The sequence below is a fragment of the Pseudomonas sp. WS 5021 genome, assembly GCF_012985535.1.
Taxonomy (GTDB): Bacteria; Pseudomonadota; Gammaproteobacteria; order Pseudomonadales; family Pseudomonadaceae; genus Aquipseudomonas.
In genome coordinates this window covers 70,637-87,993 of record NZ_JAAQWP010000009.1, presented here as the reverse complement: position 1 = coordinate 87,993, position 17,357 = coordinate 70,637, and the positions used below count along the sequence as shown (strand labels likewise).

17 protein-coding genes are annotated in these 17,357 nt (G+C 61.4%); 11 read left to right on the top strand and 6 right to left on the bottom strand.

Going from position 1 to position 17,357, the window contains the following annotated elements:
- Nucleotides 1-30 precede the first annotated feature (30 nt).
- Nucleotides 31-1,551 (bottom strand): aldehyde dehydrogenase family protein, encoded by a 1,521-nt coding sequence (locus HBO19_RS24310; protein ID WP_169951264.1) that lies wholly within the window; start codon nucleotides 1,549-1,551, stop codon nucleotides 31-33.
- A 291-nt stretch (nucleotides 1,552-1,842) separates the two neighbouring features.
- On the opposite strand from HBO19_RS24310, the gene HBO19_RS24305 reads away from it, so the two are divergent.
- The 5 genes from HBO19_RS24305 to HBO19_RS24285 all read left to right on the top strand — a co-directional run bounded on the left by HBO19_RS24305 (nucleotide 1,843) and on the right by HBO19_RS24285 (nucleotide 7,757).
- Complete coding sequence (locus HBO19_RS24305) at nucleotides 1,843-3,765, top strand: sigma-54-dependent Fis family transcriptional regulator (RefSeq protein WP_170041666.1); 1,923 nt, start codon at nucleotides 1,843-1,845, stop codon at nucleotides 3,763-3,765.
- Nucleotides 3,766-4,150: 385 nt separating this feature from the next.
- Nucleotides 4,151-5,248, top strand: a complete 1,098-nt coding sequence (locus tag HBO19_RS28610; protein ID WP_262376925.1) for a hypothetical protein — start codon at nucleotides 4,151-4,153, stop codon at nucleotides 5,246-5,248.
- Nucleotides 5,249-5,504: 256 nt separating this feature from the next.
- The gene (mpl, locus tag HBO19_RS24295) at nucleotides 5,505-6,854 is read left to right on the top strand and encodes a UDP-N-acetylmuramate:L-alanyl-gamma-D-glutamyl-meso-diaminopimelate ligase (RefSeq protein WP_170041667.1); all 1,350 of its coding nucleotides are present in this window, start codon (nucleotides 5,505-5,507) and stop codon (nucleotides 6,852-6,854) included.
- Nucleotides 6,851-7,480: a flavin prenyltransferase UbiX gene (gene ubiX, locus HBO19_RS24290; RefSeq protein WP_169951254.1), complete on the top strand. Its 630-nt coding sequence runs from the start codon at nucleotides 6,851-6,853 to the stop codon at nucleotides 7,478-7,480. Before mpl ends, ubiX begins: the two co-directional genes overlap by 4 nt.
- The gene (locus tag HBO19_RS24285) at nucleotides 7,473-7,757 is read left to right on the top strand and encodes a YceK/YidQ family lipoprotein (protein WP_169951252.1); all 285 of its coding nucleotides are present in this window, start codon (nucleotides 7,473-7,475) and stop codon (nucleotides 7,755-7,757) included. Before ubiX ends, HBO19_RS24285 begins: the two co-directional genes overlap by 8 nt.
- 129 nt (nucleotides 7,758-7,886) lie before the next feature.
- Here the strand turns inward: HBO19_RS24285 and HBO19_RS24280 are convergent, their stop codons facing one another.
- The 3 genes from HBO19_RS24280 to HBO19_RS24270 all read right to left on the bottom strand — a co-directional run bounded on the left by HBO19_RS24280 (nucleotide 7,887) and on the right by HBO19_RS24270 (nucleotide 10,870).
- Nucleotides 7,887-8,528, bottom strand: a complete 642-nt coding sequence (locus HBO19_RS24280; protein WP_170041668.1) for an oxidoreductase — start codon at nucleotides 8,526-8,528, stop codon at nucleotides 7,887-7,889.
- A gap of 29 nt (nucleotides 8,529-8,557) precedes the next feature.
- Nucleotides 8,558-10,276, bottom strand: a complete 1,719-nt coding sequence (locus HBO19_RS24275; protein WP_170058470.1) for a C13 family peptidase — start codon at nucleotides 10,274-10,276, stop codon at nucleotides 8,558-8,560.
- A 138-nt stretch (nucleotides 10,277-10,414) separates the two neighbouring features.
- Nucleotides 10,415-10,870, bottom strand: a complete 456-nt coding sequence (locus HBO19_RS24270; RefSeq protein WP_169951243.1) for a MaoC family dehydratase — start codon at nucleotides 10,868-10,870, stop codon at nucleotides 10,415-10,417.
- Nucleotides 10,871-11,076: 206 nt separating this feature from the next.
- Between HBO19_RS24270 and HBO19_RS24265 the strand changes: the two genes are divergently transcribed.
- From HBO19_RS24265 to HBO19_RS24250, 4 genes are all read left to right on the top strand, one after another.
- Entirely contained in the window at nucleotides 11,077-11,439 is a 363-nt protein-coding gene (locus HBO19_RS24265) for a CidA/LrgA family protein (RefSeq protein WP_057438999.1), read from the top strand.
- Entirely contained in the window at nucleotides 11,436-12,152 is a 717-nt protein-coding gene (locus tag HBO19_RS24260; RefSeq protein ID WP_076964939.1) for an LrgB family protein, read from the top strand. The genes HBO19_RS24265 and HBO19_RS24260 overlap by 4 nt, the downstream gene beginning before the upstream one ends.
- A gap of 21 nt (nucleotides 12,153-12,173) precedes the next feature.
- Nucleotides 12,174-12,764, top strand: coding sequence for an LON peptidase substrate-binding domain-containing protein (locus HBO19_RS24255; RefSeq protein ID WP_170041669.1), 591 nt, complete (start codon nucleotides 12,174-12,176; stop codon nucleotides 12,762-12,764).
- Nucleotides 12,765-12,871: 107 nt separating this feature from the next.
- The gene (locus tag HBO19_RS24250; protein ID WP_169951231.1) at nucleotides 12,872-13,078 is read left to right on the top strand and encodes a hypothetical protein; all 207 of its coding nucleotides are present in this window, start codon (nucleotides 12,872-12,874) and stop codon (nucleotides 13,076-13,078) included.
- Nucleotide 13,079: 1 nt separating this feature from the next.
- Here the strand turns inward: HBO19_RS24250 and HBO19_RS24245 are convergent, their stop codons facing one another.
- Complete coding sequence (locus HBO19_RS24245) at nucleotides 13,080-14,396, bottom strand: bifunctional DedA family/phosphatase PAP2 family protein (protein WP_169951229.1); 1,317 nt, start codon at nucleotides 14,394-14,396, stop codon at nucleotides 13,080-13,082.
- Between the two features lie 159 nt (nucleotides 14,397-14,555).
- On the bottom strand, nucleotides 14,556-15,239 hold the full coding sequence (locus HBO19_RS24240) for a DNA-3-methyladenine glycosylase (RefSeq protein ID WP_170058469.1): 684 nt from the start codon (nucleotides 15,237-15,239) through the stop codon (nucleotides 14,556-14,558).
- Nucleotides 15,240-15,416: 177 nt separating this feature from the next.
- Between HBO19_RS24240 and HBO19_RS24235 the strand changes: the two genes are divergently transcribed.
- Both HBO19_RS24235 and nadD read left to right on the top strand, forming a co-directional pair.
- Nucleotides 15,417-16,682: a glutamate-5-semialdehyde dehydrogenase gene (locus tag HBO19_RS24235; protein WP_169951224.1), complete on the top strand. Its 1,266-nt coding sequence runs from the start codon at nucleotides 15,417-15,419 to the stop codon at nucleotides 16,680-16,682.
- Nucleotides 16,682-17,326 (top strand): nicotinate-nucleotide adenylyltransferase, encoded by a 645-nt coding sequence (gene nadD, locus HBO19_RS24230; RefSeq protein ID WP_169866005.1) that lies wholly within the window; start codon nucleotides 16,682-16,684, stop codon nucleotides 17,324-17,326. Before HBO19_RS24235 ends, nadD begins: the two co-directional genes overlap by 1 nt.
- The last annotated feature ends 31 nt before the right edge of the window (nucleotides 17,327-17,357 follow it).

Genomic DNA, 17,357 nt, shown 5'->3' with positions numbered 1-17,357 from the left:
AAATGTAGGAGCGGCGTACCATTTAGAGGCTTAGAAGAAGCCCAGTGGGTTGATGTCGTAGCTCACCAGCAGGTTCTTGGTCTGCTGATAGTGATCCAACATCATCTTGTGCGTCTCACGGCCCACACCGGATTTCTTGTAGCCACCAAACGCCGCATGCGCGGGGTACAGGTGATAGCAGTTGGTCCACACACGCCCGGCCTTGATCGCCCGGCCCATGCGGTACGCGCGGTTGATGTCGCGGGTCCACAAGCCGGCACCCAGGCCAAACTCGGTGTCGTTGGCAATCGCCAGGGCTTCGGCTTCATCCTTGAAGGTGGTGATGCTTACCACCGGGCCAAAGATTTCTTCCTGGAACACGCGCATCTTGTTGGTGCCCTTGAGCAGGGTCGGTTGGATGTAATAGCCGGTTGCCAGGTCGCCGGTCAGTTTCTCCACTTTGCCGCCGGTCAGCAGCTCGGCGCCTTCGCCTTTGGCGATTTCCAGGTACGACAGGATCTTGTCGAACTGCTGCTCGGACGCCTGGGCGCCCACCATGGTGTCGGTGTCCAGCGGGTCGCCACGTTTGATCGACTCGACCTTCTTCATCACCACTTTCATGAAGTCGTCGTAGATCGACTCTTCCACCAGCGCGCGGGATGGGCAGGTGCACACTTCGCCCTGGTTGAAGAACGCCAGCACCAGGCCTTCGGCGGCCTTTTCGATAAATTGCGGTTCGGCTTTCATGATGTCGGCGAAGAAGATGTTCGGCGACTTGCCGCCCAGCTCAACGGTGGACGGAATAATGTTCTCGGCCGCGCAATGCATGATGTGCGAGCCCACCGGGGTGGAGCCGGTGAAGGCGATCTTGGCGATACGCTTGCTGGTCGCCAGGGCTTCGCCTGCTTCCTTGCCGAAACCGTGTACCACGTTCAGTACGCCCGGTGGCAGCAGGTCGCCGATCACTTCCATCAGCACGTTGATGCCCAGCGGGGTCTGCTCGGCGGGCTTGAGTACCACGCAGTTGCCTGCGGCCAGGGCCGGCGCGAGTTTCCAGGCGGCCATCAGCAGCGGGAAGTTCCACGGGATGATCTGCCCGACCACGCCCAGGGGTTCGTGGAAGTGATAGGCGGCGGTGTGTTCATTGATCTCGGCGCTGCTGCCTTCCTGGGCGCGGATGCAGCCGGCGAAGTAACGGAAGTGGTCAGCCGCCAGGGGGATATCGGCGTTGAGGGTTTCGCGCACTGCCTTGCCGTTGTCCCAGGTTTCGGTGACGGCCAGCAGTTCGAGGTTCTGTTCGATGCGGTCGGCAATCTTGAGCAGCACCAGCGAGCGGTCCTGGGCCGAGGTCTTGCCCCAGGCGTCAGCGGCGGCGTGGGCGGCGTCCAGTGCCTTGTCGATGTCCTTGGCTGTGGAGCGTGGGAATTCGGCGATGGGCTTGCCGTTAACCGGCGAAGTATTGGTGAAGTAGTTGCCATCGACCGGGGCCACAAATTCGCCACCGATGTAGTTGCCGTACTTGGCCTTGAACGAAACGATAGCGCCTTCAGTACCGGGGTGTGCGTAACGCATGGTGGGTATCTCCTGACTTCTTATGTTTATTGGAGTGCAGCGTGGCTGCGCTTGATAAAGCGTAGAGCAAAGGTCGGGCCAGTGCCTTGCAGGCCAGGTAAATCAAGGGTTCTGGGTTTGTTGCAAGGCGTTGTTGTGACAGGTCTGGTACAGCCTGTGTGACACTTTGTGCCATGCAAGGTACAGCCTGTGACCCATGGGTCGCCCCGGGATTGCAATGCGCCAAGGCCTGGAGGATGCTGGGTGCCCCGGTCCGCGGTGTGTCCCACGCAACAGGAGAACAATAAGAATATGCACAACGATCATTTCAGCCGCCATGCCCGGCAAGTCCTGACGGTCACCCGTGGGCAAGACCCGCTGCACGGTCCCGGCAGCGACCCCTCGATTGCCCGCTCCTGGCTGCGCTGCCTGGAGGATTACCACCTTGACCCGGCCCTGACCGTCGCTCCCACGGTGCTGGAGCATGATCGCCTGCTGGAAAGCCGCGAGCGCCTGCAACAGGTGCTGCACATCGCCGGCACTGAAATGAACAATTTGCATCAACAGCTTTCCGGCGCCGGGCACGCAGTGCTGCTCACCGATGCGCGAGGGGTGATCCTCAATTGCGTCACCGCGCCCAGCGAACGCAAGGTGTTCGAGCATGCCGGCCTGTGGCTCGGCGCCGACTGGAGCGAGGCCTGCGAAGGCACGAACGGTATCGGCACCTGCCTGGTGGAGCGCCAGGCCCTGACCATTCATCGCGACGAACACTTTCGCGGGCGCCATACCGGGCTGACCTGCTCGGCCAGCCCGGTGTTCGACCCCCATGGCGACCTGCTGGCGGTGCTCGACGTGTCCTCGGCCCGCGAAGCGGTGTCGCGCCAGAGCCAGTTCCACACCATGGCGCTGGTCAATCTTTCGGCGAAGATGATCGAGAGCTGCTATTTCCTGCGCCACTTTGAAAACCACTGGCTGCTGCGTTTCCACCTGCAGGCCGAATCCGTGGGCCTGTTCAGCGAAGGACTGTTGGCGTTCGACGGTGAAGGGCGGATCTGTGCGCTCAACCAAAGCGCGCAGAACCTGCTGGGCCAGCCACGCGGACGCCTGTTGGGCCTGCCGGTGGAGATGTTTTTCGACTGCACCCTGGATGACTTGCTTGGGCGCGCCAGTTCCAACGCCAGCGCCAGTTGGCCCTTGCGTACCCGTGATGGGCGCGGCCTGTTTGCGGTGCTGCGTGGCGAAGCCCGGCGCGCGCCCAGCCCGGTAGTAGCGCCGCCGCCCAAGGTCGAGCGGCCGCACTTGCCGGGCATCTGCCTGGGCGATGAGGCGCTGCAGAATGATTTTCGCAAGGCCCTGCGGGTTTTTGAGCGCGACGTGCCACTGCTGATCAATGGCGAAACCGGCTCCGGCAAGGAGGCCTTCGCCAAAGCTGTACACCACGCCAGCCAACGCGCTGACAAAGCCTTCGTGGCCCTGAACTGCGCGGCCATCCCGGAAAGCCTGATTGAGAGCGAGCTATTTGGCTACCGCGGCGGCAGCTTCACCGGCGCCCGCAAGGAAGGCATGCGCGGCAAGCTGCAACAGGCAGATGGTGGCACGCTGTTCCTCGACGAGATCGGCGACATGCCCCTGGCTTTGCAGACCCGGCTATTAAGGGTGCTGGAAGACCGGTTGGTGGTGCCCATTGGTGGCGAGCCGCAAGCGGTGAACGTGCGCATCATCAGCGCCACCCACCGGGACTTGCTGGCGCGGGTCGCCAACGGCACCTTCCGTGAAGACTTGTACTATCGCCTCAACGGCCTGGAAGTGGCGTTGCCGCCGCTGCGCGAACGCAGTGACAAGTCCCAGCTACTGGACTTTCTACTGGCGCAAGAAGCAGACGGACAGGCGATAGCACTGGCTGTCGAGGCTCGTCAGGCGCTGCTGGATTATTCCTGGCCGGGAAACGTGCGCCAACTGCGTACGGTGCTGCGCACACTGGCCGCCCTGTGTGACGGTGGGCGCGTTGGGCTGGACGACTTGCCGGCGGTCATCCGCCAGGTTCCTTCTCAGGCACATATCTCCGTACAGCGGGGCAAGCAACCTTTGGAGGACGCCGAACGCTTGGCATTGCTGACCACGCTGGAGCAGCAGCGCTGGCATATGACCCTGGTCGCGGAGCAGTTGGGCGTTAGCCGCAATACGCTGTATCGCAAGCTACGCAAGCATGGCATCGCTCTGCGCTCAGCGGGCTGAATTGAGACGAGGGCAGCGCCAGCCCTCTTGCGCCTTTCTTGGCGCATTCAGTCGCGCGTCGGCGCCGTACGGGTTAAATCTGTAGTCAACCGGCTTTTAGATAAGTGTGTTTTAACTTGGGGGTGTGAGGTTTTTTGTTGGAAGTGAATGTGAAGTAATTATTTAATGCGGGCGTTCTGCTTTTTTAAGCTTGAATCTATTGCCGCTAATGTGGAATGTTGCGAGTTGTAATGACTGCTTTAATTTCCCCGCTCAGTGGAACTGAACGCTAGTTTATTCGTACTCAAGGTGAAAGGACGGTTCATTATTTTAGAGCGATTGGCTCTAGGCGTAGGCAAGTTTTGTTCAGGCGTCATGAACGTATTTTTACTATTGAGGTGATGATATGAATGTTACAGGTTTGCCTGTTTCGGTTCCGTTGCAAGTGAAAGATTTAATGCCTGGTATTTCCAATCAACAGGCGTCAGCCAGTACCCAAGGTGCTCCGAATTTAAATGAAGTAGCGGATGAGTTACAGGCCCAGGGCTCCAGCGCGGCCAATAGCACGGGTGAGCATTCGGGTGATGGTTCTATGCGTGTTAAAAGAGGGTTTAAAGTCCGTGGTTTTCCCAGGGGAATGACCTCGGTCAGTCTTAATTCGCCCAAAATCCCAACTATTGGGCTCGAAGGCAAGTTTGTACCTACATCAAGTTTGGGCCCCCGTGTGCCTGTCGGCCCTCGCAACAGCAAGGCAATCAGTGACTTCAGGGAGATTGCGTTCAAGACGCAGCACCCCGGCTCGTCGCTCTCTGGGCCGGCAAAGCCCGTGGTCGCACAACCCAAGACATTTGGTGATGTGGCAGCCAACCTGATTGCGGCAGATCGCCTAGTCAAGGCGGGCGTGTTTAAGACCGATACTTCCCTGAAGACTGTTACCCGTGATGCTTTTGTGAATGCTTCTATAAATGGGCTTGTCAGCACGCCGTTGAGTGTTGGCACTTACGCGGGGTCTGTCTGGAGTGGTGAAAGTATCAAGGGCAGTTTTACCGCTTCTACCCCATTACTACCTCCTGCTCACCTGCCAGCCCCGAGTAAACTCCCTAATGGCGTGGCGGCAGCAGGTAGTACTGGGTCGCAAGACGCCTCAATGGTGAGTTTGCGCCTGGAAAACGCCGAGATAAAATATTTGTATGCGGCTAATACGATCCAGACATTAGCTGAAGGTGGCGAAGCCGCGGCTCTTGGGAAAAGTCCGAACTGGCCAACCGAGACCGATGCTCGCCTTGACACTCTCGAGAAACTGTACGGTGCAGCAGAGAAAAACCTGGAGGCGGTCGCCACGCAAAACGATTTTGTTTTCAGGCCCTACAAAGCAGAAGCGACGCCCGGGACCCAAGATGCTGCTGGACGATTAGACGCGCTTGATAAAAGGAATGAAGCGATCAATAAAGGGATTGGCAGGTTAGTGGCCATTCGAGAGTTGGAGACGCAGCGCAAAGAATGAGGGTTTTTAAGTAAGGCTTTCTTGTTTTCGATTCGTTAGTTTGAGTGTGATTGTATATTTCCTTGAGTCGCTTTCCAGGCCCCGGTGTTGTAGGGAAGTCCCGAACTCCGGGCCTGATTTCAGCTTATAAACACCCAATGGCGGTGGGTCCCGGCTAGCCACGATCAATGACTGAAAAGATCGCACGTCAATCGCTAAAAGAGTGCGATTTTTCCCACCCTACGCTAACCTGCCTCGATGTTTTACGAGGTCGACTATGCACATTCATATTCTCGGTATTTGCGGCACCTTCATGGGTTCGATGGCGGTCCTGGCCAAAGAGCTGGGTCATCATGTCACCGGCTCCGATGCCAACGTCTATCCGCCCATGAGCACGCAATTGCAGGCCCAGGGCATTGAGCTGACCCAAGGTTACGACCCGGCGCAGTTTGATCCGGTGCCGGACCTGGTGGTGATCGGCAACGCGATGTCCCGTGGCAACCCCGCCGTGGAATACGTGCTGAACAAAGGCCTGCCTTATGTTTCCGGACCGCAATGGCTGGCTGACCATGTGCTGCAAGGCCGTTGGGTGTTGGCGGTGGCCGGTACCCATGGCAAGACCACCACCAGCAGCATGCTGGCCTGGGTGCTGGAACACGCGGGCATGAGCCCCGGCTTCCTGATTGGCGGCGTACCGCAGAACTTCTCGGTGTCGGCGCGCCTGGGCGATACCCCGTTTTTTGTTATCGAAGCCGATGAATACGACAGTGCGTTCTTCGACAAACGCTCCAAATTCGTTCACTACCGCCCGCGCACGGCGATCCTGAACAACCTGGAGTTCGATCATGCGGATATCTTCCCCGATCTGCCGGCCATCGAGCGGCAATTCCACCACCTGGTGCGCACCATTCCCAGCGAAGGCCTGGTGATTCATCCCACCACTGAGCCGGCCCTGCAGCGCGTGATCGAGATGGGCTGCTGGACCCCGGTGCAAACCACCGGCGCGGGCGGGCAATGGCAGGTCAAGCTGTTGAGCGAGGATGGCTCCAAATTCGAAGTACTGTTTGAGGGCGAGGCCCAGGGCATTGTCGATTGGGACATGACCGGCCAGCACAACGTTGCCAACGCCTTGGTGACTCTGGCGGCAGCCCGGCATGTCGGCGTGGTGCCGGCCATGGGTATTGCCGCGCTGAGCGCGTTCAAGAGCGTCAAGCGGCGTATGGAAAAGGTCGCTGAAGTGAATGGGATTACCATCTACGACGACTTTGCCCACCACCCCACGGCGATTGCCACCACCCTCGACGGCTTGCGCAAGCGTGTCGGCGATGCGCCGGTGATCGCGATTATCGAGCCACGCTCCAATTCCATGAAACTGGGCGCGCACCGTGATGGCCTGCCGGAAAGCGTCAACGATGCCGACCAGGTGGTGTGGTACGCGCCGGCCAACCTGGGTTGGGACCTGGCAGCCGTGGCCAGGCTTTGCACCGTGCCCTCGATTGTCAGCGACTCCCTGGAAGGCATCATCGAACGGGTCAAGAGCCAGGCCAAGCCCGGTACCCACGTGGTGATCATGAGCAATGGCGGCTTTGGCGGCCTGCACGGCAAACTCGCCGAGGCGCTGCGATGAACGGGCCGGAGCGCATCACCCTGGCGATGACCGGCGCGTCCGGCGCACCTTATGGGCTGCGCTTGCTCGATTGCCTGGTGCGCGAAGACCGCGAAGTGCATTTCCTGATTTCCAAGGCGGCGCAATTGGTGATGGCCACCGAGACTGATGTCTCGCTGCCGCCCAAGGTGCAGATGATGCAAGCCTTCCTCACTGAATACACCGGTGCGGCGGCGGGGCAGATCAAGGTCTATGGCAAGGAAGACTGGATGTCACCGGTCGCATCCGGTTCCGGTGCGCCAGCGGCGATGGTAGTGGTGCCATGTTCCACTGGCACCTTGTCGGCGATTGCCACCGGGGCGTGCAACAACCTGATCGAGCGCGCGGCGGATGTGACCTTGAAGGAGCGCCGCCAGTTGATCCTGGTGCCGCGCGAGGCGCCGTATTCGAGCATTCATCTGGAGCACATGCTCAAGTTGTCGAACATGGGCGTGACCATCTTGCCGGCGTCGCCAGGCTTTTATCACCAGCCGCAGACCATTGATGACCTGGTGGATTTTGTGGTGGCGCGGATTCTCAACCTGCTGAACATCCCTCAGGACATGCTGCCGCGCTGGGGCGAGCATCATTTGAGCAGCGATGAATAAAACCCTGCTGATCGTGCTGGCGCTGCACCTGACGGGCTGCGCCACCGCACGCACCCTGGATGCGGCGAAACCCGGTGCGCCGGTGGTGTATGCGGGCACGCGCCTGGATCTCTATGCGATGCAGGGTGGTTGCTGTGCGATGGATCGCTTTGGTGCCGAAGCGCCGAGCTATCCGGGCCTCGACCTGCCGGCGAGCGCGCTGCTCGACACGCTGCTGTTGCCGCTGTCGGCGTTGACGGTATTGGGGGTTGGGTTTAATGCGACGGGTGGGTTGTAGCCTGTAGCGGTGGATGTTGTGTGGGCGGGCCCCATCGCAGGCAAGCCAGCTCCTACAGGTGATCGGTGAATACATTCGAGTGCAGGAGCCGGGCTTGCCCGCGATGAGGCCCGCCCGGTCAGCGCAGATTCACTTGCCGAGCTTACGCAACTCATCCGACTCGACAATCCGCACCCCATCCTGCTCTTCCAGCGCCAGGCGCCACATGGCCCGGGCCAGTTCACACACTTCGATGCCGCGATACTTGCCGGGAATCAGCCGCGACAACGGCCCCGCAAGTTTCTCCGCCAGGCGTGTCTCCAGGCGTTCGCCCAGTAGCAGCGAAGGCCTCACGATGGTCAGTTGTGGCCAGCCCTGGGCCTGCAGGGCCTGCTCCATCTCGCCCTTGACCCGGTTATAGAACACCGAGGATTTTGGGTCGGCGCCTATGGCGCTGATTACGATCAGGTGCCGTGCGCCCATGTCCCGGGCGCGCTTGCCGAATGCCACGACCAGATCCAGGTCAACCGCGCGAAAGGCCTGTTCGGAGCCAGCCTGCTTGAGGGTGGTGCCCAGGCAGCAGAAGGCCAGGTCGACCCGTCCGCTCAGTTGTGGCAGCAATACGCTGGGGTCGCCGACCGGGTTTTCCAGGTGCGGGTGTTCGGCCAGCGGGCGGCGGCTGGGCGCCAGTACGCGGGTGACGGTGGGCTCGTTGAGCAGGCGGTCCAGCAGATGTTCCCCGGTCAAGCCCGAGGCTCCGGCAAGCAATATATGCTGAGGCGTCAAGTACATGGTGTTTCCCCCCTTGATACAGTTTCAGCTTAGTTGCTCTTTGCTTCCTTGCTATTGATAGAGACGCTTTCCAGCGCCTTTCGTGCCTGCTGTTTACGCAATAATTGCCAACGCGCGATCACGCCCTTGGGCGCCCAGATCTGAGGTTCGGAGGCTTCGAAGTTGTCAGCCATTTCGCGCTCGGTCACATGCCGTTGCGCCAGCTTGAAGGCGTGCTGCAAGTCGTCGGTCTGGGTCAGGGCCTGGGCAAACAAGGCGTCGCCGAAGTAGGTGAAATTGACCTCTTCGGAGCAACCGAACGACACGCGATCGGCGCGGGAGGCGGTCATGATCAGGGTGTGCTCATCCTTGAGCGCCGGGATGAAACCACCGGAGTAACACGCGGAAATCACGATGACCTTGTCGCGGTTTTTCAGTGGTGCCATCACCGCAGCCAGTTCGTCGCTTGGCAGGTCGGCCAGCTCCATGCGGGGTTGGTCGAGCACCAGTTGGTGTTCATGGGTGCCGTGGCTGGTCAGGTAGATAAACACCAGGTCTTCGGGGCCGGTGCGCTCGGCCAGGGTCTGCACGGCGCGGCGCAGGCTTTCGCGGGTCGCCATCGGGCGGTCGGCGATATGGTCGCGGTGGTTGACCAGGCGGATCTGCCCGCGCGCGCCGAAGCGGCTGGCCAGCAGGTTGCTGACATAATCTGCCTCACGCAGGAATACGCTTTGCTTGCCGTCACCGGCCACCACCAGGCTGTAGAGCTCGACGGCCGGGGTGGACGCTGGCACGGCCGCGAGGGCGTCGTCGAGCAAATGGCCCTGGGCCAGGACTCCGACTTCCAGGGCGTCGGGCAACAGCTTGCCGTCGGCATCGCGCACGCGCAGGCCGTTGGCCCAGGTCCCGGCCTGCACCGTGCCATCGGTGAGCACCAGGGTGCCCTGGCCGTGATAGCTGTCGTTGTCGAAACCGCCGATATAGAAGCTGCCATCACTGAGGTTCAAGCGCCCTTGACCGGTAAAGCGCCAGTCACTGAAGTGCCCGATGTAATGGCTGCCATCCACGCCGGTCAGTTCGCCTTTGCCACTCAGGGCGCCTTCGCGGAATTCGCCGGTCCACACGTCGCCGTCGGCGTTTTCGTAGCGGCCCTTGCCGTTGAGCTGGTTCTGTTTGAAGTGGCCGATGTACATGTCGCCTTCGGCGCTGTTGAAGGTGCCGTTGCCTTCCAGCTGGCCGTCGACGAAGCGCCCGCTGAACTGGTTGCCGCTGTCGTCGTTGCGCTGGCCTTCGCCGTTGGGTTTGCCGTGGGCGAACAGGCCCTGGTATTGGCTGCCGTCTGCCAGCTCCAGGCGGCCGAGGCCGGAATACTGGTCGTCCTTGAATTCGCCGCGATAGGTCATCTGCCCCTCTTTGAGGGTGCCTTCGCCGTTGCGCCGGCCTTGCTTGAAACCGCCGACGTAGGTGTTGGCCGAGGTGGTCAAGGTGCCTTGGCCATCGAACAGGCCTTGCTGGAACTGGCCTTTATAGACCTCGCCATTGCTGCCATGCCATTCGCCCTGGCCGTGCCACTGGCCCTTGTCGAATTGCCCGGCGTACCAGCTGCCATTGGGGTAATCCACCCGGCCCTGGCCTTGCAGCAGCCCATCGACCACATCTCCGCGATAACGCCCGCCGTCCGGCAGCCGGGCATCGGGCGGCAACAGGGATTCGCCGTCGCCGCAAGCGGTGAGCAACAAGGCGAGAGCAAGGGGGACGATTGGGCGCATAGCGGGATCCGGATAATTGAGCGCCGAGTATGCCGCAGCGGGCGAAGCTATACCTAGTGGTCTATGTGTGAATTAGGACTTGTCGGCGATGGCGCGCCTGCTGGCGCTATCGCCGGCAAGCCGGCTCCTACGGGTGTATCAGACGAAGCACAGTGACAACGACTCGGCGATGTAGGCCGGTTTTTCCTGGCCGTCGATTTCCAGGGTGCAGGTGGCCTTGAGCAGCCACTGGCCGGGCTTTTTCTCGGTGGCGTCGGTGAGGGTCACCGCCAGGCGCACCTTGGAGTTGACCTTGACCGGCTGGATAAAACGCACGCTGTCCAGGCCGTAGTTGACCGCCATCTTCAAGCCCTCGGGCATGATCAGGATGTCTTCGATCAATTTGGGGATCAGCGACAGCGACAGGAAACCATGGGCGATGGTGCTGCCGAACGGGGTCTGGGCGGCTTTTACCGGGTCGACGTGGATGAACTGAAAATCGCCGGTCGCCTCCGCGAACAGGTTGATACGCTCCTGGTCGATGGTGAGCCATGCGGAACGTCCCAGTTCCTTGCCGACATAATCATTGAGCTGCGCTACAGGTACGAAGGGCATTGCGACTCTCCTTGGTTCATCGATCTCTCCCTGGCGGCGCGGGCACGCATGTACCGGCAGGGGTGTTGTTGTTTTAGGTAGATTGCAGAGAACCAATGTAGATCATCATGGGCAAATGGCCCGGTCAACCCACCATGCTTTTGGCGAATGCCAGTTCATAGGGGCGGCATGCTTATAATGCCCGGGGGCTTTTGGGGAGAAGGCGGATGTTGTTACGCGGTCTTACATGGTTGGTGTTGTTTCAATTGCTCGGCACGGCGATCAATCACTTGTTCCTGCCGGTCTTGCCGGGGCCGATTGTCGGCTTGCTGTTGCTGCTGGCGTACCTGGTGTGGCGCGGCGAGGTCGGTGAACCGCTGAGCCTCGCGGCCGGCAGCCTGTTGCGTTACCTGCCATTGCTGCTGGTGCCGCCGGCGGTGGGGGTGATGGTGTATGCCAAGGACATTGCTGCCGACTTCTGGGCCATCGTCGGTGCGCTGGTGTTGTCGCTGGTGATCGCCATGGCGTTTGTCGGCGTGCTCATGCAAAAACTGGTCAAGCGCCAGGCACAGCGGGAGGAGGGGCAATGACCTTCGATTGGCAGGGTGCGTGGGCGGCGGTCATCCACCATCCGTTATTTGGCATCGGCATCACCCTGGGCGCCTATCAACTGGTGCTGGCGGGGTTCGAGAAAACCCGCTGGATTTTCCTGCAACCGGTGCTGGTCTCGATGTTGCTGGTGATCGGCGTGCTGCTGGGGTGTGGCCTGACCTATGTCGAGTACCGCAAAAGCACCGAAATCATGAGCATCCTGCTGGGCCCGGCCACCGTGGCGCTGGCGGTGCCGCTGTATCTGAACCTGCGACGGATTCGCCAGTTGTTCTGGCCGATTTTTACTACGCTGGTGGTGGGGGGCGTGTTTGCCACTGGCCTGTGTGTATGGCTGGGTTGGTGGTTTGGTGCCGAACACATGGTGCTGATGACCATGGCGCCCAAGTCGGTGACCTCGCCGATCGCCATGCTGGTGGCCGAGCAGATCGGCGGCGTCGCGGCACTGGCGGCGGTGTTCGTGCTGATCACCGGGGTGATCGGTGCGATGATCGGCCCGGCCTTTTTGTCGCGCCTGGGGGTGCATAGCCCGGAGGCACGGGGCATGGCCCTGGGCATGACCGCCCACGCGGTCGGCACTTCGGTGGCGTTGCAGGAGAGCGAGGAGTGCGGTGCCTTTGCGGCATTGGCGATGAGTCTGATGGGCGTGGCCACGGCGGTGTTCCTGCCATTGGCCGTGTCTTTAGTGATCTAAGTCGGGTTTAAGGAACGCTTTATGAGTCTGGCACTGTTCCCTCTCAATACCGTGCTGTTCCCGGGCTGCACCCTCGACCTGCAGCTGTTCGAGGCGCGCTACCTGGATATGATCAGCCGCTGCATGAAAAAGGACGAAGGCTTTGGCGTGGTGTGCATCCTCGATGGCCAGGAAGTCGGCCTGGCCCCGGACGGCTATGCGGTGATTGGCTGCGAAGCCCTGATTCGTGATTTCAAGCAGCAGGACAACGGCTTGCTGGGGATTCGGGTCGAGGGTGGGCGCAGGTTTCGCGTGCGCGAGGCCCAGGTGCAGCGCGATCAGTTGTTGGTGGCCGATGTCGAGTGGCTGCAAGAGCAGCCCGAACGAGCGCTGGACGAAGAAGATGCCGATCTGTTGGCCCTGCTTGAGGCCCTGGCGCAACACCCGATGGTCGCTTCGCTGGACATGGGCGCCGATGCGCAAGGCCAACAGGAGTTGAGCCACCGCCTGGCCTACCTGTTGCCGTTTACCGATCCCGACAAGATCGAACTGCTGCAACTCGACGACCCCCAGCAGCGCCTGGACGCCATTCAATTGCTGCTGGACGAGTTGCAGGGCGAGCTGTTCCCGTGAGCCTGGCAGGCTCGGATTTATCCGCGCCAGCTTGGGATTTTTCAGCGGTGCCGCGTGCCCATCGCCTGAAATAGTGGAGCCTCAGCCACCACTATCAGGGAATGAACATGATTCGATTGTCGCCATCGGAGCAATTGGTCTGGGACGCTTTTTTCGTCAGTGTGACCGCACAAGTGATTCAGCAGGCAGGCGAGCGTGGCCCAGAGTACATTGCCGAGCGCGCTGCGCAAATTGTCGATGAAATGTTGCTGGAGCGCCGGGAGCGCTGCGCCGAGCGGCGTTACGCTCCCGTGGATTGGATGAGCCCGGCGTAGCTCAATAAGCGTAGCGCAGCAAGGCGTGGGAGGTGCCCGTCAGGGCAAAGAACCCCAGGACCGCCACGCACCCCGGCACGATCAACCACCACACCTTTGGCGCCATGGCCGGTAGCAGGCTGTGGCGCTGGCTCAAGGTCAGGCTGAAGGCGCAGACCGTCATGGCCAGCAAGGTGCCGGCGAGAATATCGCTCGGCCAGTGGGCCCCCAGGTACACCCGCGACAGGGCAATGGCAGCGGCCGGAATGGCGCCCAGCAGCAGCCAGGCCAGGCGCATGCGGGTCGGTTGGCCGCGACCGGCCAGCACTGCCAACGCGAGGAAGAACGCAAACGAGCCGGAGGCGTGGCCGCTGGGCATGCTGAAGCTGGTCAGCGGGTCGACGAGGATTTCTGGCCGGCCGCGGGCAAAGAACAGCTTGCTCCCGGTATTGATCAGTGCGGCCCCGAGCAGGGTGGCACCGACGAAAATCCCCTGGCGCCATTGGCGTGCCAGCAACAGCAGGCCGGTCAGCACCGCGCTGGCGACGAACATCTTCTTGAACTCACCCAACTGGGTGATCATCACCATGGCCCGGTCCATGGCCGGGCTGCGGTGTTCCTGGACCAGGGCCATCAAGCCTTGGTCAAAATGGTTCAGGTACGGGTAGCCGATAAACATCGCGATCAACAACGCCAGGCTGGCGCAGCCCATCCACAGCGTGGCCCGGCGGTGGCCGCGCAGGGTGCTGTTGAGGGCGATGCCGAACAATACGGCCAGGCAGGCGGCGACCACCCCGGCTTCGGGCCAGAACCCTTCGGGCAGCGGCAACCGAAACGCCGCACCGGCGGCCCAGCCAGGCAGCAGATAGGCTATTGACCAACCGGTGGCGGCCAGCACGCTGACGGCGGCAAAGCGCGGGAAGGGCATGTCGCACATCCCGGCGACCATGGGCAGCATCGGCCGCAATGGCCCAATGAAACGTCCTACCAGCAAGCTGACGATGCCGTACTTCTGAAAGTAAGCCTCGGCCCCGTCCATCCACTCGGGATGATGGCGCAGGCCGGGCAGGCGCCGGATATTCTGGTGGAAATGCCGGCCCAGGTAGTAGGAAATACCATCGCCCAGCAGCCCGCCGAGCAAGCCCAGCAGCAGGGTTTCACCCAGGGACAGCGCGCCGCTGCCGGCCAGTGCGGCAATGGCGAACAGCAACACCGTGCCTGGCACGATAATCCCGGCGATGGCCAGGCATTCCACAAAGGCGACGATAAACACCGCCGCGGCCAGCCATTGCGGGTTAAGGGTCAGCCAGCCAGTAATGCCATCGAGCCATGGGCCCATACAATCTTCTCCATCAGTGGTGATGTCCCTCTGTAGGAGCGAGCTTGTGTGGGAGCGGGCTTGCTCGCGATGCAGGCGACTCGGTATGACTGACAGACCGAGGTGATGCTATCGCGAGCAAGCCCGCTCCCACATAAGCCCATTCCTGCAGGGCATATTTCAAATCAAAACGTAATCGCGGCCTTCGACCTGACCGCGTCGCAACGGGTTCCGTGTGCAATAGGGCGCGAAGCCAGCATCGACGAAGCGATACATCAAGTGTTCATCCCGCCCACCGGGAATGCCCAGGCGGGTGGTCTGGATAATTTGCGCGGGCGCCACGCCCACATCTTCGACGTACAGCTGCTCCTGGTCGAAGCGCTTGGCGTCCCACATCGGCACCTTCAAATCCAGGGCCTTGCACAGCAGGGTTTGTCCGGCGCAGAGCTTGTGGGCCGGGCGCGGGCGGCCGTTGGCGTCGGGGTTGTTGAGGAGCATTTGCGCCAGGCTGGCAGGTCCCGAAACGTCATCTACCCAGGGGTAAGCCGACTTGATCAGCACAGCGTTGCCCGGCCCCTGCGCGCTGAAGTTCAGGGAGTCGCCGCCGCGGGCGTAGTACATATAGATGTGGCCGCCATCCAGAAACAAAGCCTTACGCTTTTCTGTGTAGCCTAAGGACGCATGACTGCCTTTTTCGGCCAGGTAATAGGCTTCGGTTTCAATAATTCGCGCCGACAGCCACAAATCGCCGACCCGATGGCGGATGACTTTGCCCAGCAAATCTTTCGCGAGCGTTTGCGCGTCGCGGTCGAAAAAGCCATCAGGCAGGGGGTTGGCGGGGATCTTGGGGGGGGAATTGGACATGACGATGGACGGTTGCACAGGCCAAATGTGACAGGATGATATCAACTTCAGCCTTAATCACCGCTGAACGTCGAGTTTTTACAGTTCATTTCGACCATCCGCCCCTCACCGCTGTCCGTAGGACGGCGCGACAGCTATAATCTGCCGCTTTCCTCTTTGCCAAGACCCCACCAGACCATGACTGAGTCCGTTCTTGACTACATGACCCGCCTGGGTCGCGCTGCCCGTCAGGCCTCGCGGTTGATCGCCCGTGCGAGCACCGCGCAGAAGAACCGTGCCCTGCTGGCCGCCGCCGACGCTCTGGATGCCGCGCGCTCCGAGCTGACCGCCGCCAACGAGCTGGACCTGGCCAACGGCCGGGCCAATGGTCTGGAGCCGGCATTGCTGGATCGCCTGGCGCTGACGCCGGCACGTATCGACGACATGATCGAAGGCCTGCGCCAGGTAGCCAAGCTGCCTGACCCCATCGGTGAAATCCGCGATATGCGCTACCTGCCTTCAGGTATCCAGGTCGGCAAGATGCGCGTGCCCCTGGGCGTGATCGGCATCATCTATGAGTCGCGTCCCAACGTGACCATCGACGCCGCGAGCCTGTGCCTGAAGTCCGGCAACGCCACCATCCTGCGTGGCGGCTCCGAAGCCATCCATTCCAACCGCGCCATCGCCGCCTGCATCCAGCAAGGCCTGGCCGTGGCCGAGTTGCCGGCTGAAGTGGTGCAAGTGGTGGAAACCACCGACCGCGCCGCAGTCGGGGCGCTGATCACCATGCCGGAATATGTCGACGTGATCGTGCCGCGCGGCGGCAAGAGCCTGATCGAACGTGTCAGCCGTGATGCCAAGGTGCCAGTTATCAAGCACCTGGATGGCGTCTGCCATGTATTTATCGACGTGGCGGCCGATCTCGACAAGGCGATCCGCATTGCCGATAACGCCAAGACCCACCGCTACGCGCCGTGCAACACCATGGAAACCCTGTTGGTCCACGCCGGCATTGCCGAGCGCGTGTTGCCGCCGCTGGCTGCAATCTACCGTGACAAGGGCGTGGAGCTGCGGGGTTGCGAGCGTACCCGGGCATTGCTGGGCAGCGACGTGATCGAAGCCACCGAGCAGGACTGGTACACCGAATACACGGCGCCGATCCTGTCGATTCGTATCGTCGATGACCTGGACCAGGCCATCGAGCACATCAATACCTACGGCTCCAAGCATACCGACGCCATTGTTTCCGAGCATTTCAGCGATGCCCGGCGTTTTCTCACCGAAGTGGACTCTGCTTCGGTGATGATCAACGCCTCGACGCGTTTTGCCGACGGCTTCGAGTACGGCCTGGGGGCGGAGATCGGGATTTCCACTGATAAGCTGCATGCCCGTGGCCCGGTTGGCCTGGAAGGCCTGACGAGTGAGAAGTACGTGGTCTTTGGAGACGGTCATGTGCGCACTTGATGGGTAAACGCATCGGGCTGCTCGGCGGTACCTTCGACCCCGTGCACATCGGCCATCTGCGCAGTGCCCTGGAAGTGGCGGATACCCTCGGGCTGCAAGAGCTGCGGCTGATCCCCAATGCCCGGCCGCCGCATCGGGACACGCCGCAGGTCAGCGCGCAGGAGCGCCTGGCGATGGTGCAGTGCGCGGTGGCCGGGATTGCCCCGCTGGTGGTGGACGACCGCGAGCTCAAGCGCGATAAACCGTCCTACACTATCGACACCCTGGAACAGACGCGGGCCGAGTTGGCCGCCGATGACCAGTTGTTTCTGCTTTTGGGCTGGGACGCATTTTGCGCACTGCCCACTTGGCATCGCTGGGAAGAGTTGCTCCAGCATTGCCACATCCTGGTTTTGCAACGCCCGGATGCCGACAGCGAACCGCCGGATGCCTTGCGCAACCTGCTGGCAGCGCGGTCGGTAAGTGACCCACAGGCCCTGACCGGGCCGAGCGGGAATATTGCATTCGTCTGGCAGACCCCGCTTGCGGTGTCCGCCACCCAGATCCGTCAACTGCTGGCCAGCGGTAAGTCGGTACGTTTCCTGGTGCCTGACGCGGTCCTGGCCTACATCGATGCGCACGGGCTTTACCGTGCGTCGAACTGAAAAGGCGCGCTTGAAGGCACGAATAGTCGTG